The organism is Streptomyces sp. AHU1, from assembly GCF_045343905.1.
Taxonomy (GTDB): domain Bacteria; phylum Actinomycetota; class Actinomycetes; order Streptomycetales; family Streptomycetaceae; genus Streptomyces; species Streptomyces triticiradicis.
The window spans coordinates 6,086,711-6,101,993 of sequence record NZ_CP174283.1; the positions used below are offsets into that span (position 1 = coordinate 6,086,711).

The window sequence follows — 15,283 nt, forward strand, 5'->3', positions numbered from 1 at the left end:
CGAAGGCCGCCTGAGGAGTGTCCGAAGGGGGATCTGTGCGGGTTGGCGGTGTACGCGTACCCGTGTGTGTCCCGCGTAGGCTGGAGTCGGCCCCTGCTCCCTGTATAGCTCCGTGAGGTGTCCCTTGTCCCCGCGTCGCAACCGTCCGAAGGACGCCGGCTCGTCCGGCAGGAGCCCCGAGGAGGACTCGTCGGACCGTTACGGAGGCTGGCAGTCCACGGAGAGCTGGCAGGGCGACGACTGGAGCGTGCGTCATGTGGCGGGCGCGAGCGCGCAGGGCAAGACCTACCGCTGCCCCGGCTGCGACCAGTTGATCCCCTCCGGGGTGCCGCACGTGGTGGCCTGGCCCGAGCACTCGGGCGTGGACGAGCGGCGGCACTGGCACAAGGCCTGCTGGAACGCGAAGGACCGCCGCACCTCGCGGGTGCAGCGGTCCCGTAACGCGCCCAGGTTCTAGACGACTTCGGCCCGGCCGGTCTCAAGAAGCCGGGTGGGCGCGGTCGTCACACGTCCCGGCGCTCCAGGAGCACGAAGGCGGCGATGACGGCCGCCGCGGTGACCCCGGCGAGCAGACCGAGCTGGGCGCCGCCGTTGCCGCTCTCGCTGTCCAGCCGGAAGACGCGGGCGAGGGAGCTGATGGCGGCGTACTCCTGCATCTTCTCGCCGATGGTCCGCAGGGTGTCGGACATCATGAGGAACGCGGGCATGATCGAGGGCAGCAGCACGACGCCGAGCATCGTGGTGATCGCGCCCGCCGAGTGGCGCAGCATCGAGCCGACGGCGAGCGCGAGCATGCCGAGCAGCGAGACGTACAGCGCGCCCATGAAGACGGTGCCGGCCCACGGGACGTCGGAGTCGCCGCTGCTGTGCAGGCTCGACGTGAACAGGCCGACGAGCCCGATCGCGGACGCCGAGACGGTGAACGCGACCGCGAAGAAGATGATCAGCTTGGCGGCGAGCACCCGGTGCCGCTGCGGCGAGGCCGTGAACGTCGTACGGATCATGCCCGTGCCGTACTCGGAGGAGACCACCAGGACGCCCAGCGTGAGCAGGCAGAGCTGGCCGAGCAGCAGCCCGATGAACGCGGGGACCGTGAACGGGACGTCCTGGAAGTCCTCGTTCGTGGTCTGCACGGCGACCAGGAAGCCGATGCCGATCACCAGGAGCAGGAAGATGCCGAGCGTCCACATCGTGGAGCGCACCGACTTGATCTTCGTCCACTCGGAGTGGAGCGCGTGCCCGAGGTGGGTGCGGGTGACGGGGATCGGCGAGGTGTACGAAGTGCCGGGCGCCGCCTGCCAGTCGGGGGCAGCGGCGGCCTGCTGCGGCATCGGGGGCTGGGGCGTGCTCATCGGGCGTCCTCGGGCTTGGTCAGGTCGGCGGCGGGCGCGGGCGTGGGTGCGGACTCGGGCGCGGCTTCGGGAGCGGGCGCCGGAGCGGGAGCGGCGGCGGGCGCCGGGGGGCTCGCGGGGGCCTGCGCGTACGGGTTGACGTCCGCGGCGCCGGGGGCGGCCGGAGCGCCGTACGGGCCGGGAGCGCCCGCTCCGGGGGCCGCGGGAGCGCCGTAGGGCCCGGCCTGCGGCATGGCGAAGGGCTGTCCGCCCTGCTGGGGCGGCAGCGGCGCGTACCAGCCGGGCTGGCCCTGGCCCGCCACCGGCAGCTGCGGCGGCGGCACGGCGCCCGGCGGCAGCGGCTGCTGGAGTCCGGCCTTCTGGTCGACGGTCGAGCGGTAGTCGACGGCGCCCTGCGTCATCCGCATGTACGCCTCCTCCAGCGAGGCCTGGTGCGGCGACAGCTCCCACAGGCGGACGTCGGCGGAGTGCGCGAGGTCGCTGATCCGGGGGAGCGGCAGGCCGGTGACGCGCAGCGCGCCGTCCTGCTCGGGCAGCACCTGGCCGCCGGCCTCGGTCAGCGCGGCGGTCAGCTTCTCGCGCTGCTGCGGCTCGGTGTCGGGCGTGCGCACCCGGGCGAAGTCGGCCGAGTTGTGCGAGATGAAGTCCTTGACGCTCTGGTCGGCCAGGAGCTGGCCGCGGCCGATCACGATGAGGTGGTCGGCGGTCAGCGCCATCTCGCTCATGAGGTGCGAGGAGACGAAGACCGTACGGCCCTCGGCGGCCAGCGCCTTCATCAGGTTGCGGACCCACAGGATGCCCTCGGGGTCGAGGCCGTTGACCGGCTCGTCGAAGAGCAGCACCTGGGGGTCGCCGAGGAGGGCGGCGGCGATGCCGAGGCGCTGGCCCATGCCGAGCGAGAAGCCCTTGGAGCGCTTCCTCGCCACGTCCTGCAGACCGACGACCCCGAGCACCTCGTCCACGCGGCGGGCCGGGATGCCCGACAGCTGGGCCAGGCTCAGCAGGTGGTTGCGGGCGCTCCGGCCGCCGTGGACGGCCTTGGCGTCGAGGAGCGCGCCGACCTGGCGGGGCGCGTTCGGCAGCCTGCGGTAGGGGAAGCCGCCGATCGTCACCTGCCCGGAGGTCGGGTTGTCGAGGCCGAGGATCATGCGCATCGTCGTCGACTTGCCCGAGCCGTTGGGCCCGAGGAAACCGGTCACGGCACCCGGCCGGACCTGGAAGGAAAGGTTGTACACGGCCGTCTTGGCGCCGTAGCGCTTCGTCAGGCCGACTGCCTCGATCATTCTCCGCACCCATCGAAAGGTTCAGGACGTCGGGGCGCACGCCCCCGTAAGGGTTAGGAGGATATCCGGGCGCCGACGGTTCCGCTCAAGGGGAAGTAAAGTCAAGACCATCGGCCGGTGAAAGATCCAGTAGAGGGCAGAGTTTCGCACGGGTGTCCTGTCAGGTACTCGTCTTTCCTGGTCGGGAGGGAAAGGGAATTCGCGCCCGGGCGCCGGCGGAAAACCCGGAGCCCGTCCTACGCGTCCCGCTTCTTGAGCAGCGCGTAGCCGCCGATCAGGGCCGCGGCCACCCACAGCACCATGATGCCGAGGCCGCCCCAGGGGCCGTAGGGGGTGTCGTCGAGCGGGGGCACCACCCTGAGGATCCGGCTGCCGGCCTGGTCGGGGAGGTAGCGGCCGACCTTCTTGGTCGCGGACACGGCGCCCAGGATGTTGGAGATCAGGAAGAAGAACGGCATCAGGATGCCGAGCGAGAGCATCGGGGAGCGCAGCATCGCCGCGACGCCCATCGAGAAGACGGTGATCAGCGTCATGTAGAGGCCGCCGCCGATCACCGCGCGCAGCACCCCCGGATCGCCGATCGACGTCCTGTGCGTGCCGAGCGCCGCCTGCCCCACGAAGAACGTGATGAAGCTGGTGACCATGCCGACGGCCAGGGCGAGCGCGGCCGCGACCGTGATCTTGCTGAAGAGGAAGGTGCCGCGCTGGGGGACCGCCGAGAGCGAGGTGCGGATCATGCCGGTGCTGTACTCGTTGCCGACGACGAGCACCCCGAACACGATCATCGCGAGCTGGCCGAGGGTCATGCCCGCGAAGCTGACGGACGTCGGGTCGAAGGCCAGCCGGTCCCGCGAGCTCATGTTGTCCCACTCGTTGTTCGACACGACCGAGATGAGCAGGCCGAGCGCGACCGTGACGAGGGTCGCGAGACTCAGCGTCCACACCGTGGACGACACGGACCGGATCTTGGTCCACTCCGATCTGAGGACCTGGGTGGCCGCCATGGATCAGCCCTTCTTCCAGCCGTCGCCCCACTGCGGGGCGGGGGGCGTGCCCGGCGGGCCCGACGCGAGTTCCCGTCCCGGCGCGTCGGTGTGCGCGTGGTACTCCACCGACTCCGCGGTCAGCCGCATGAACGCCTCCTCCAGCGAAGCCTGCTGGGGGCTCAGCTCGTGCAGCACGATCTGGTGCTGCGCGGCCAGCTCACCGATGTGCTCCGGTTTCCCGTCGTCCACCTCCAGCGCCCCGCTGCCCGTCTGCACGACGGTGATCCCCGCGCCCTTCAGCACGTCGAGCAGCCGCTCGCGCTGGGGGGAGCGGATCCGGACGTAGCTGCGCGAGTTCCGCCGGATGAAGTCGGCCATCGAGGTGTCGGCGAGCAGCCTGCCCTGGCCGATGACGACGAGGTGGTCGGCGGTCAGCGCCATCTCGCTCATGAGGTGCGAGGAGACGAAGACCGTACGGCCCTGGGAGGCGAGGGATTTCATCAGGTTGCGGATCCAGTGGATGCCCTCGGGGTCGAGACCGTTGACCGGCTCGTCGAACATCAGGATCCGCGGGTCGCCCAGCAGCGCGCCCGCGATGCCGAGCCGCTGGCCCATGCCCAGCGAGAACCCCTTCGCCTTCTTCCGCGCGACCGCGGTGAGACCGACGGTGTCCAGCACCTCGTGCACCCGGGCCTTCGGGATGCCGTTGCTCTGGGCGAGGCACAGCAGGTGGTTGAAGGCGCTGCGGCCCCCGTGCACGGCCTGCGCGTCCAGCAGGGCGCCGATGTACTTCAGGGGGTCCCTGAGCCGGTCGTAGTGCTGTCCGTCGATCCGTACGTCGCCCGCGGTGGGACGGTCGAGCCCGAGCATCATCCGCATCGTCGTTGACTTGCCCGCGCCGTTCGGCCCGAGGAAGCCGGTCACGACACCCGGTCTGACGGTGAAGGTGAGGTTGTTGACCGCCACCTTCTCGCCGTACCGCTTCGTCAGCCCCTCGAGCTCGATCATGCGGCCACGCTAGGACGGCCCCCGGGGGCCTGCCACCCGACGACAAGGCCCGCGCCCTCGGGGGAGGGAGCGGGCCCTGGTGTCGTGCTGCGCGGTTACCGGGACTGCTGCGCCGGGACCCCGCGGGAGATCGGCTCGTCCTCGGCCGGACCGGTGGCGGCGGCCACCGCGGCGCCCGTGAGCGTCGCGAGCATCTCGCGGACGTTCGTGAGCTGCGCGTTGATCGAGTCGCGGCGGTTGGTGAGGGCGGCCAGCTCGCGCTCGGATTCCGAGCGGATGCGGTCGGCCTTGGCGTTCGCGTCGGCCACGATGTCCTCGGCCTGGCGCTGGGCCGTCTCCACCGTCTGGCGGGCGCGGCGCTCGGCGTCCGTGCGCAGCTTCTCGGCCTCCAGACGGAGCTGCTCCGCGCGGTGCTCGATCTCCGCGAGGCGCTTCTCGGCCTTGGCCTGCCGCGCCGCGAGGTCCCGCTCGGACTGCTCGCGGCGCTTGGCGAGGTTCGTCTCGAAGTCGGCGGCGGCCTGGGCGGCCTTGGCGCGGGTCTCCTCGAAGAGGGCGTCCGCCTCCTCACGCTTGGACGCCGCGTCCTTCTGCGCCTCGGAACGGAGCTGAGCGGCTTCGCTCGTGGCCTTCTCGACGATCCGGACGCCCTCGTCCTCCGCCTTGGCCTTGCGGTCCGCGGCGAACGACTCGGCGTCGTTGCGCACCTGCTGAGCGGCCGACTCGGCGAGCTCGCGGTGCTGCTCGGACGCGCGACGGGCCTCCTCGCGCAGGTCCTTGGCCTCCTCCTCGGCGAGGCGGAGGATCTTCTCGACGCGGGCGCCGAGACCGGCGTACGACGGCTCGGCGTCGCTCACCTGGGCCTGGGCGTTCTGCGTTTCGAGATGGAGTTCCTCGATGCGCTTTTCGAGGGCGGTGATACGGGCCAGAGCGCTGTCACGGTCGGAGACGAGCTTCGAGATGCGTTCGTCCACCTGCGCGCGGTCGTATCCACGCCGCACAAGCTCGAAGCCGTAGGGGGAAGTGTCGCTCATGGGGATCCTGTCGAATGAGACCGGTGAGGTGATAGGTGGAATCCTAGGGGGCAATGCGGTGTGTCATCGAGCGGATACGTGTTTGATCTGGAGAATGACACTCCTTTTGGGTGGCCGACTGTGGGAAGGCTTGCCAGAACCTGTGACAAACCTCCCACCGAGCACGTAATGTGCGCTTCTCGCCGGCCCGCCTGCCGCGCGCCTCCCGCTAGCCCTCCGACGCCTTGCCGCCCGAACGGGCCGCCCCCGCGGACGCCCCCGCCCTCACCCCGCCGTCCTTGCCGCCCGCCGGGGCCTCGAAAGACTCCAACGCCTCCAGGACGTCCTGGACACGGGAGATCTCCGTATTGATGTCCTCACGCCGGCGGACCAGGACCTCCAGGTCGCGCTTGCCCTCCTCGACGGCCGCCTTCGCCTCCTGGATGGCCTCGGACCTGATCTTCTCCGCCTCGGCGACCAGCGACGACTTCTTCTGCTCGGCCTCCTTGAGGAGCCCCTCGGCCTTGCGCACGGCGGCGATACGGACCTTGCTCGCCTCGGAGTTCGCCTCCGCCACCAGGTCCTTGGCCTTCGCCTCGGCCTTGGCGAGCTGCTCCTCCGCGGCCTTGATGAGCGCGTCGCACCGGTCGCCCGCGTTCTTCATCGCCTCGGACGACTCACGGCGCGCCCGCTCGTGCAGATCCTCGATCTCGGAGGTGACGCGGTCGCGCAGCTCCTCGGCGCGCTCCCGGATCGCCGTGGCGTCGCGGCGCGCGCCGACCAGCAGCTCGTCCGCGTCCGCACGGGCCCGCTCCACGAGCGTGTTGCCCTCGACCGTCGCCTCGGAGACGAGCCGCTCGGCCTCGCCGCGCGCCACACCGACCATCGTGTCGGCCTGCGACTCGGCGTCCGCCGTCGCCTTCTGCGCGTTCTGCTGTGCCTCCGAGAGCAGCTTGTCCGCCTCGGCGGCCGTCTCGGAGATGAGCGTGTCGACCTGCTCGGCCGCCTCGGAGCGCTTCTTGTTGGCCTCCTGGCGCGCCTCGTCCAGCAGCCGCTCGGCCTCCTCGCGCGCCGCCGCGGTACGCCGCTCGGCCTCCTCCGTCGCCCGCGCCTTGAAACGCTCGGCCTCGGTGCGGATCCGCTCCGCGTGCTGCTGCGCGGAACCGACCGCCTCGGCGGCCTCGGCACGCAGCCGCTCCGCGTCACCGGTCGCGTCCGAGACGAGCTCCTCGGCCTTGGCCACGGCCTCGGCACGTACCCGCTCGGCCTCGGCCGCGGTCTCGATCCCGAGCCGCTCGGCCTCCGCCGCCGCCTCGGTGATGAGCGTGTCCACCTGCGCGGCCGCGTCCGAACGCATCCGGTTCGCGTCCTCCCGGGCGTCCGCACGGGTGCGCGCGGCGTCCTGGTCGGCGTTCGCGATGGCGTCCGACACCTCGGTGCGCACCCGCTGGGCGTGATCGGCGGCGTCCGAGCGCATCCGCTCCGCCTCCGCGAGCGCGTCCGCGACCGTGCGCTCCGCGAGCGCGTTCGCGGCCTCCGCCGCCTCGCTCGCCTCGCGCCGCAGGCGCGCCGCGTCCTCGGAGGCCCGCTCGCGCTCGGCGTACGCGTCGGCGCGGACCCGGTCCGCCTCCTCCTGCGCCTCGGTCCGCGTGCGCTCCGCCGCGTGCTCGGCGGCCGAGCGCAGCCCCGTGATCTCCTCCTGGGCCTGCTCGTGCAGCCCGGCCACCGAGTCCCGCACCTGCTGCGCGGTCTGCTCGGCGTTGGAGACCATCTCGGTCGCCCGCCGCTCGGCCTCCTCGACGAGGCGTACGGCCTCGGCCTGCGCCTCCTCGACCCGCTTGCGCGCGGAGGCCAGGAGCTCCTCACTCTGCTCGCGGGCCCGCTCGCGCTCCTGGTCGGCCTCCTGGCGCGCCGAACCGAGGGTCTCCTCGGCCTCGCGGCGGCGCCGGGCGGCCTCCTCCTGCGCCGCGGCCAGCGTCTCGGCGCCCTCGGCCGCCAGGCGCTCGGCCGCGGCCTGCGCCTCGCTCCGCACCCGGTCGGCGCTGTCCTGGGCCTCCGACTTCAGCCGCTCGGCCTCCGCCGCGGCCTCCGAACGCAGCCGGACCGCGATGGCCTCGCCCTCGGCCCGGGACGCCGACGCGTCCGCCGCGGCCTCGTCGCGCAGCCGGTCGGCCTCCGCCGAGGCCTGCTCCTGGAGCGCCCGGATCCGCTCGGCGGACTCCGAACGCAGCCGGTCGATCTCCTCGGAGGCCTCGCGGCGGATCCGCTCGGCCTCCGCGCGCGCGTCGGTCAGCGCCTGCTCGGCGGCGGCCAGACGCTCCTCGGCCTCCGTGTGCTGCCGGGCCAGCCCCTCGGCGGCCTCGGCCTGACGGGCCTCTATGGCCCGCTCGGTCTCCTCGCGCTGCCGCTCGGCGGCGCGCTCCGCGTCGGCCACGATCGCCTCGGCCTGCTCGACGGCGTCCTCGCGGTGCTTCTCGGCCTCCGCGCGGGTCCGCTCCAGCGTCTCCTCGGCCTGCCGGCGCAGCGCCGTGGCGCGCTCGATGGCCTCGGTGCGGACCTTCTCGCTGTCCGCCGTGGCGGCCTGGCGCAGCTCGTCCGCGTCGGCCTTCGCCTTGCCGAGCACCTCCTCGGCGGTCCGCGCGCCCTCCTCGATCTGCTGGACGGCCTCGCGCCGGGCCTCGGCGCGGATGCGCTCGCCCTCGGCGACCGCGTCCGAACGCAGCTGCTCCGCCTCCCCGCGCAGCCGGCGGGCCTCCTCCTGGAGCTCGACGGTCTTGGCGCGGTACTCCTTGGTGTCGTCCTTCGCCGTGCCCTTGAGCTGCTCGGCGATGTCGTGCGCCTCGGCGCGCAGCCGGTCGGCCTCGGTCTCCGCCTCGGTGCGGATCCGCTCGGCCTCCTCGGCCGCCGCCTTCGTGGTCCGCTTGGCCTCCTCGGACGCCTTGTCGAGCACGTCCTCGGCGGTCCGGGCGGCCTTGGCGAGCTGGGAGGCGGTCTCCTCGGCGGTGAGGCTGCGCGCGCGCTCCTCGGCCTCCGCGACGATCGTCTCGGCCTTGCTGCGGGCGTCCGCGACGAGCTGCTCGGCCTCGGACTTGGTGGTCTCGGCCTCCTGGCTGGCCTCGCTGACCAGCCGGGCGACCTGCTCCTTCGCCGTCCGCGTGCGCTGTTCGTTGACCGACTCGGCGTTCGCGATCGTCTTGGCCGCGGCTTCCTTGGCCTCGTTCAGGACCTTGTCCGCCTCGGCCTGCGCCTCGCGCAGCGCCGTCTCGGCGGCGCTCATCCGCTGCTCGGCGGCCCGGCTCAGCTCGGAGGCCTGACGGCGGGCGTTGTCCGACTCGCTCGCCGTGGAGCTGCGCAGCTGCTCGGCGTGGTCGGTGGCCTCCTGGGCCTGCGTCGAGGCCGCGTTCAGCAGCCGCTCGGCGTCCGTGCGGGCACGGCGCAGCAGCGCCTCGGCCTCCGCGCGGGCCGCCTCGGCGTCGTTGGTGAGCCGCTGGCGCGCCTCGGCGACGATCCGCTCGGCCTCCGCGCGGGCCGCGGCGAGCGCCTGCTCGCCCTCGGCACGCGACTCGTCCACCAGGCGGCGGGCCTGGGACTCGGAGCGGGCGCGCAGCTGCTCCGCCCACGCCACGTTCTCGTTGACGTGCGACTCGACGGTCTGCCGGCGCTCGGCCAGCTCCTGGTCGAGCTGCTGGCGGCGGGTGACCGCCTCCTGGTGCAGCTCCGCCTGGAGACGGGCCGCCTGCTCGGCGTGCTCCTGGAGGAGACGCTGGGTCTGTGCCCGGGCCTGGCTGATCTCGCGCTCGGCGTCGACGCGCAGCTGGTCGGCCTGCATCTGGGCATTGCGGAGCATCTGTTCGGCCTGGTAGCCGATGTCGGCCCCGTCGTAGGCAGGACGGGTCGCGAGAGCGCGGCGCGCCTCGTGCAGCTTGGCGCGCAGCACCTCGACCTGATAGCCGCGGTCCTCGGCGTGCTGGACGGCCTTCTCCCGCTCGGTCTTCAGCCGTTCCATCTCGGCCTCGAACCGAGAGAGGTGGTCGACGTCAGCCGCCGGCTCTCGCTCCTGGCGTTCGTAGCCCCGCACTGCGCGGTCCCATCCGTCCCCTGGTCACGTAATTCGGAACGAGCACCGTTCTTCCGCCGAACGGGGCCCCCGGGGAATGGTGTCAGATCAACGGCCGAGCACGGGCTGCTGCCCCGACGCTCGCCCCCCGAAACCTGGACCCCGGCCCTTGGTCCCGCTCGCCGGAAGGCGTCGGGACCACGGCCGTCCCCCACGAAAGGCGACGGCCGACCCCAACCCTACCGGCCCAGATATACGGAGGTCAGTGCTCAGGCGACTCAACCGGCGCCGAAGTGACCAGTTCTGTCAGTACTCCGTGGCAATCCTTGGGGTGCAGGAACGTGATCCGGGACCCCATGGATCCGATCCGGGGCTGGTCGTAGAGCACCCGGACGCCCTTTTCCCGGATGTCGGCGGCGTCACCGTCGACGTCCGCGGTGCCGAAGGCGATGTGGTGCACGCCCTCGCCGTTCTTGGCCAGCCACTTGCCCACCGCGGAGTCCTCGCGGGTGGGTTCCAGGAGCTGGAGGTAGGAGGCGCCGCCGTCGGACGTCTCGTTGATCTTGAGCATGGCCTCCCGGACGCCCTGCTCCTCGTTGACCTCGGAGTGGAAGACTTCGAAGCCGTACGTCGCCCGGTAGAACTCGACGGTCCGGTCGAGGTCGAAACAGGCGATCCCGATGTGGTCGATTCGCGTCAGCATGGAAGCCAGTGCAGCGCTCCCGGCGTGGTTACGCAACGTGCGCGCGATCACACTGCGGGCCGGATGACGGGTGGCGTACCGCTCAGTACATTCTCAGTAAACCCTCGTTCACTCCTCGGCTGTGCAGCCGGTAAGGGGATCGCACCTCATGTCTGGAACGAACAGCAACACCTCGGTGATCGTCGCGGGCGCCCGTACGCCCATGGGACGGCTGCTGGGCTCGCTGAAGTCCTTCTCCGGGGCCGACCTCGGCGGCTTCGCGATCAAGGCCGCCCTCGACCGTGCGGGGATCGGCGGCGACCAGGTGCAGTACGTGATCATGGGCCAGGTGCTCCAGGCCGGGGCGGGGCAGATCCCGGCACGCCAGGCCGCCGTCAAGGCGGGCATCCCCATGAACGTCCCGGCGCTCACCATCAACAAGGTGTGCCTCTCCGGCCTCGACGCCATCGCCCTCGCGGACCAGCTGATCCGCGCCGGTGAGTTCGACATCGTGGTCGCCGGCGGCCAGGAGTCCATGACGAACGCCCCGCACCTGCTCCCGAAGTCCCGCGAGGGCTTCAAGTACGGCGCGATCGAGATGCTCGACGCCATGGCGTACGACGGTCTGACGGACGCCTTCGAGGGCATCGCCATGGGCGAGTCCACGGAGAAGCACAACACCCGTCTGGGCATCCAGCGTCCCGTGCAGGACGAGATCGCCGCCCTCTCCCACCAGCGCGCGGCCGCCGCCCAGAAGAACGGCATATTCGAGGCGGAGATCACACCCGTCGAGATCCCGCAGCGCAAGGGCGAGCCCGTCGTCTTCAGCAAGGACGAGGGCATCCGCGCCGAGACGACCGCCGAGTCGCTCGGCAAGCTGCGTCCCGCCTTCACCAAGGACGGCACCATCACCGCCGGCACCTCCTCCCAGATCTCGGACGGCGCGGCCGCCGTGGTCGTGATGAGCAAGGCCAAGGCGCTGGAGCTCGGTCTGGAGTGGATCGCGGAGATCGGCGCCCACGGCAACGTGGCGGGCCCGGACAACTCGCTGCAGTCGCAGCCCTCGAACGCGATCCTGCACGCCCTGAAGAAGGAGGGCCTGGAGGTCGAGGACCTCGACCTGATCGAGATCAACGAGGCCTTCGCCGCGGTCGCGGTCCAGTCAATGAAGGACCTCGGGGTTTCCACGGAAAAGGTGAACGTCAACGGTGGCGCCATCGCCCTCGGTCACCCGATCGGCATGTCCGGCGCCCGGCTCGTGCTGCACCTGGCCCTCGAACTGAAGCGGCGCGGCGGCGGCGTGGGCGCGGCCGCCCTGTGCGGCGGCGGCGGTCAGGGCGACGCCCTGATCGTGCGGGTGGCCAAGGCCTGACCCGCTTTCGTACGACCGACCTCTCGTGAACGGAGCTGTGATGCAGGACGTCTCCTCGCTGGTGACCCAGGCCAGGGAAGGGCGGCCGCGGGCGGTGGCCCGGCTGATCTCCCTGGTGGAGGGCGCGGCACCGCAGCTCCGTGAGGTCATGGCCGCGCTGGCCCCGCTGACCGGCAACGCGTACGTGGTGGGGCTCACCGGCTCGCCCGGCGTCGGCAAGTCGACCTCGACGTCGGCGCTGGTGACGGCCTACCGCCGGCAGGGCAAGCGGGTCGGCGTGCTGGCCGTCGACCCGTCCTCGCCGTTCTCCGGGGGCGCGCTCCTCGGCGACCGCGTCCGGATGTCCGACCACGCCTCGGACCCGGGCGTCTACATCCGCTCGATGGCGACGCGCGGCCACCTGGGCGGACTGGCCTGGTCGGCCCCCCAGGCGATCCGCGTCCTGGACGCGGCGGGCTGCGACGTGATCCTGGTCGAGACCGTCGGCGTCGGCCAGTCGGAGGTGGAGATCGCCTCCCAGGCCGACACCTCGGTGGTGCTGCTGGCCCCCGGCATGGGCGACGGCATCCAGGCGGCCAAGGCCGGGATCCTGGAGATCGGCGACGTGTACGTCGTCAACAAGGCCGACCGCGACGGTGCCGACGCCACCGCCCGCGAACTCAACCACATGCTCAGCCTCGGCGAGTCCCGCGGCCCGGGGGACTGGCGCCCGCCGATCGTCAAGACCGTCGCCGCGCGCGGCGAGGGCGTCGACGAGGTCGTCGAGGCCCTGGAGAAGCACCGGGCGTGGATGGAGGAGCACGGCGTCCTGGCCGAGCGCCGGCTCGCCCGGGCCTCCCAGGAGGTCGAGACGATCGCCGTCACCGCGCTGCGCCGCCGCATCGGCGACCTCCACGGCGACCGCCGCCTGAGCGCCCTCGCGGAACGCATCGTCGCGGGCGAACTGGACCCCTACGAAGCGGCGGACTCCCTGATCGAGGGCCTGAAGGAAAGCTGACCGGCACCGGCGACGCGTGGGCCCGGCGGCGCCCGGCCCCGCTCCGGGGCGCCGCTCCGGCCCGCGGCGGCGAATAGCCCCGGACCGGCGCTCGGGGCTCGACGGCCGCCGGCCCGGCCCGCGGCGCGGGTCCAGGACCCGACAGCGGGCCGAGCGGCGCCGCCGCCCCGAGGCCCGGCGGTGGGCCGGGCCGCACCGGAGGTCCGGGGGCCGACGCCGATCCGATCCGGATCCGCGTGACGTCGGGGACACTGCCCTGGAGGCGGGCGGGTGCGCGCACCCGGGCGGGGTGACGCGCCCCGGCGTGCTGACGTGCGACGCGGTGCGCCGTACACCGCCGGGTGCACCCGCCCGGACAGCACGCCCCCTCGCCGGGCAACCGTGCGCGGTACGCCGGGGGACGCCCCGGGAGGTGGCGCGCCAGGGGAGCGGAGCGATCGCGGTGCTTTCGGGTGCGGTGGTGTCCGAGAGCGCCCGTCGGACGGTGGGCCGGCGCGGCGCGATTCCGTTCGGCGGTGCGGGAGCTGACGGTGCGGTCGGGAAAATCCCTGGCCGACTCGGCGCGGGCGTTGTTACGTTGAGCGCATGTTCCTCCTCCTGGCGTAGGGCCCGCCCAGGTCCGCGACGGACGCAGCACCGTGGCTGTGGCGTCGCGGCACTCCGGCGACCCCTGTCCCGCCTCGGTGTTGAGGAACCTCACCCATGTCTGCGTCCCCCTCGCGGCCGTCCTACGCCGCGCTCTTCCGCATGCCCCACGCCCGCCGCACCTTCGCGGCGGCCATGACCGGCCGTCTCTCGTACGGCGTCGTCTCCCTGGCCATGATGCTCACCACCACCCGCGCCACCGGGTCGTACGCCGTGGCCGGCACGGTCATGGCTCTCTTCGGCGCGACGAGCGTGTTCCTGTCGCCCGCGCGGGCGGCGCTGATCGACCGGTACGGTCCCCGCCGTGCCCTGATCCCCATGGCCTCGCTCTACGCGGGCCTGCTCACGGCCTTCGCGGTCACCGCCTGGCGCCCCGGCGCTCCCGTGGCGGCGGTCGGCGCGCTCGCGGTCGCCGCGGGTGCCTGCACCCCGCCGCTCGGCCCCACGCTGCGTGCCGTGTGGGGCGAAGCGGTCCAGGACGAACGGGTGTTGCAGCGCGCCTACAGCCTGGACGGCGTCGTGGAGGAGATCCTCTTCGTCTCCGGCCCGCTGGTCGTCGGCGCGGTCGTGCGGACGGCTCCGCCCGCCGCCGCGGTCGTGCTCAGCGCCCTGCTGGTGTGGTCGGGAACCCTCGCCTTCGTGCTGTCCCCGCTCGTGGCGGGCGTCCGTCCGCCCGCGGCGCGAGGGGCGAGCGGAACGGCGCGCCGCGGGCGCCGCGGGCGAGGCGGCCGGGCCCTCGTCAGGCCCGTCGTCGCGGCGGCGGGCGTCGGTCTCTCCCTCGGCGCCGTCGACCTCCTGGTCATGGCGTTCGCCGAGCGGCACCACCACGGCGCGGGCGTGGTGGCCTGGGTGCTCGCCGCGCTGTCCCTGGGCAGCGCCCTGGGCGGTCTGCTGAACGGGGCGGTCGACTGGCGCGCCGCCCCCGGCGCCCGGCTGCCACTGCTGGCCGGCGCGCTCGGCCTCGCCCTGCTCGGGGCGGGGCTCGCCCAGAGCCTCGGGGCGCTGGCCGTGGCCGTGGCCTGTGCCGGCTTCTTCGTCGCCCCGGCCCTGACGACCTCGTACCTGATGGCCGGCGCGGCGGCTCCGCCGGGCTTTCGCACCCGGGCCGGCGCCTGGGTCAACACCGCGGTGAACGCGGGAAGTTCCGTGGGCACCGCCGGCGCGGGCCTGCTGGTCGGCCGGCTGCCCCTGGGGCTGTGCTTCGCGGTCTCGGGTGCCGTCGCGATGGCGGCGGCCCTGGTCTGCGCGCGGAACGCACGGACCCCGCGTCCGGATGCGGACGCGGGGTTCGAGGTGACGGACCGCGAGCGACTGCTCGGCTGAGTCGTGCCGTCGGGACCGGTGCCGCGGGCGAGGAGGACCCCGGTACTACGGCTTGCCGCGTTGTCCCAGCAGGTGTTCGGCGATCGGGCGCAGCGACTTGTGCAGGTCCTCGAGCGCCTCGGGCGACAGCAGATCGATGAAGTGCCGCCGCACGGACGCCACATGATGCGGGGAGACCTTCTTCATCGTCTCCATGCCGTGCTCGGTGAGGACCGCGTACAGCCCCCGCCGGTCGGACTCGCAGTTCTCCCGGCGCACCAGGTCCGCGTTCTCCATGCGCGTGATCTGGTGCGAGAGCCGGCTCTTGGACTGGAGGGTGGCGGACGCCAGGTCGCTCATCCGCATGCGCACGCCCTCCGACTCGGAGAGGTTCACCAGGATCTCGTAGTCGTTCATCGTCAGCCCGAACGGCTGAAGGTCCCTCTCAAGCTGGTACGTCAACAGCCTGTTGACCTCCAGGTGGGTGCGCCAGGCGCACTGCTCCGCATCGGTCAGCCAGCGCGTGGCCGTCTCGGTCTCCATAAATGAAGTCTACCTAAAATGTTGAAATGCGAACTAGTGAGGGGTT

General features: G+C 72.6%; 12 protein-coding genes. 4 read left to right on the forward strand and 8 right to left on the reverse strand.

The features are described from left to right. Positions 1-124 precede the first annotated feature (124 nt). A complete protein-coding gene (locus ACICHK_RS27280; protein ID WP_103550952.1) occupies positions 125-457 on the forward strand; it encodes an ATP/GTP-binding protein in 333 nt (110 codons plus the stop codon). 46 nt (positions 458-503) lie between these two features. On the opposite strand, the gene ACICHK_RS27285 is transcribed toward ACICHK_RS27280, so the two are convergent. The 7 genes from ACICHK_RS27285 to mce form a co-directional block, all read right to left on the reverse strand. Beyond that, entirely contained in the window at positions 504-1,352 is an 849-nt protein-coding gene (locus ACICHK_RS27285) for an ABC transporter permease subunit (RefSeq protein WP_151472271.1), read from the reverse strand. Then, positions 1,349-2,635, reverse strand: coding sequence for an ABC transporter ATP-binding protein (locus tag ACICHK_RS27290; RefSeq protein ID WP_406838936.1), 1,287 nt, complete (start codon positions 2,633-2,635; stop codon positions 1,349-1,351). Before ACICHK_RS27290 ends, ACICHK_RS27285 begins: the two co-directional genes overlap by 4 nt. A 236-nt stretch (positions 2,636-2,871) precedes the next feature. After that, the gene (locus ACICHK_RS27295) at positions 2,872-3,639 is read right to left on the reverse strand and encodes an ABC transporter permease (protein ID WP_406838937.1); all 768 of its coding nucleotides are present in this window, start codon (positions 3,637-3,639) and stop codon (positions 2,872-2,874) included. Between the two features lie 3 nt (positions 3,640-3,642). Beyond that, positions 3,643-4,629, reverse strand: coding sequence for an ABC transporter ATP-binding protein (locus tag ACICHK_RS27300; RefSeq protein WP_406838938.1), 987 nt, complete (start codon positions 4,627-4,629; stop codon positions 3,643-3,645). 95 nt (positions 4,630-4,724) lie between these two features. Then, on the reverse strand, positions 4,725-5,660 hold the full coding sequence (locus ACICHK_RS27305; RefSeq protein ID WP_151472267.1) for a cellulose-binding protein: 936 nt from the start codon (positions 5,658-5,660) through the stop codon (positions 4,725-4,727). 208 nt (positions 5,661-5,868) lie between these two features. After that, entirely contained in the window at positions 5,869-9,717 is a 3,849-nt protein-coding gene (gene scy / locus ACICHK_RS27310; RefSeq protein WP_406838939.1) for a polarized growth protein Scy, read from the reverse strand. A 241-nt stretch (positions 9,718-9,958) separates the two neighbouring features. Next, positions 9,959-10,399, reverse strand: a complete 441-nt coding sequence (mce, locus tag ACICHK_RS27315; protein ID WP_151472265.1) for a methylmalonyl-CoA epimerase — start codon at positions 10,397-10,399, stop codon at positions 9,959-9,961. A gap of 148 nt (positions 10,400-10,547) precedes the next feature. Here mce and ACICHK_RS27320 point away from each other — a divergent pair, with 148 nt between their 5' ends. From ACICHK_RS27320 to ACICHK_RS27330, 3 genes are all read left to right on the forward strand, one after another. Continuing rightward, positions 10,548-11,750, forward strand: a complete 1,203-nt coding sequence (locus tag ACICHK_RS27320) for an acetyl-CoA C-acetyltransferase (RefSeq protein WP_151472264.1) — start codon at positions 10,548-10,550, stop codon at positions 11,748-11,750. Positions 11,751-11,790: 40 nt separating this feature from the next. After that, entirely contained in the window at positions 11,791-12,747 is a 957-nt protein-coding gene (gene meaB / locus ACICHK_RS27325) for a methylmalonyl Co-A mutase-associated GTPase MeaB (RefSeq protein ID WP_151472333.1), read from the forward strand. Positions 12,748-13,449: 702 nt separating this feature from the next. After that, complete coding sequence (locus ACICHK_RS27330; protein WP_406838940.1) at positions 13,450-14,715, forward strand: MFS transporter; 1,266 nt, start codon at positions 13,450-13,452, stop codon at positions 14,713-14,715. Between the two features lie 45 nt (positions 14,716-14,760). Here ACICHK_RS27330 and ACICHK_RS27335 read toward each other — a convergent pair whose 3' ends face one another. Continuing rightward, a complete protein-coding gene (locus tag ACICHK_RS27335) occupies positions 14,761-15,237 on the reverse strand; it encodes a MarR family winged helix-turn-helix transcriptional regulator (RefSeq protein ID WP_103550943.1) in 477 nt (158 codons plus the stop codon). Positions 15,238-15,283: the final 46 nt, after the last annotated feature.

Bases quoted from the DNA above. Each gene is read 5' to 3' on its own strand.
- ACICHK_RS27285 (WP_151472271.1), bottom strand. From the start codon at position 1,352: ATGAGCACGCCCCAGCCCCCGATGCCGCAGCAGGCCGCCGCTGCCCCC.
- ACICHK_RS27290 (WP_406838936.1), bottom strand. From the start codon at position 2,635: ATGATCGAGGCAGTCGGCCTGACGAAGCGCTACGGCGCCAAGACGGCC.
- ACICHK_RS27295 (WP_406838937.1), bottom strand. From the start codon at position 3,639: ATGGCGGCCACCCAGGTCCTCAGATCGGAGTGGACCAAGATCCGGTCC.
- ACICHK_RS27300 (WP_406838938.1), bottom strand. From the start codon at position 4,629: ATGATCGAGCTCGAGGGGCTGACGAAGCGGTACGGCGAGAAGGTGGCG.
- ACICHK_RS27305 (WP_151472267.1), bottom strand. From the start codon at position 5,660: ATGAGCGACACTTCCCCCTACGGCTTCGAGCTTGTGCGGCGTGGATAC.
- mce (WP_151472265.1), bottom strand. From the start codon at position 10,399: ATGCTGACGCGAATCGACCACATCGGGATCGCCTGTTTCGACCTCGAC.
- ACICHK_RS27320 (WP_151472264.1), top strand. From the start codon at position 10,548: ATGTCTGGAACGAACAGCAACACCTCGGTGATCGTCGCGGGCGCCCGT.
- meaB (WP_151472333.1), top strand. From the start codon at position 11,791: ATGCAGGACGTCTCCTCGCTGGTGACCCAGGCCAGGGAAGGGCGGCCG.
- ACICHK_RS27330 (WP_406838940.1), top strand. From the start codon at position 13,450: ATGTCTGCGTCCCCCTCGCGGCCGTCCTACGCCGCGCTCTTCCGCATG.
- ACICHK_RS27335 (WP_103550943.1), bottom strand. From the start codon at position 15,237: ATGGAGACCGAGACGGCCACGCGCTGGCTGACCGATGCGGAGCAGTGC.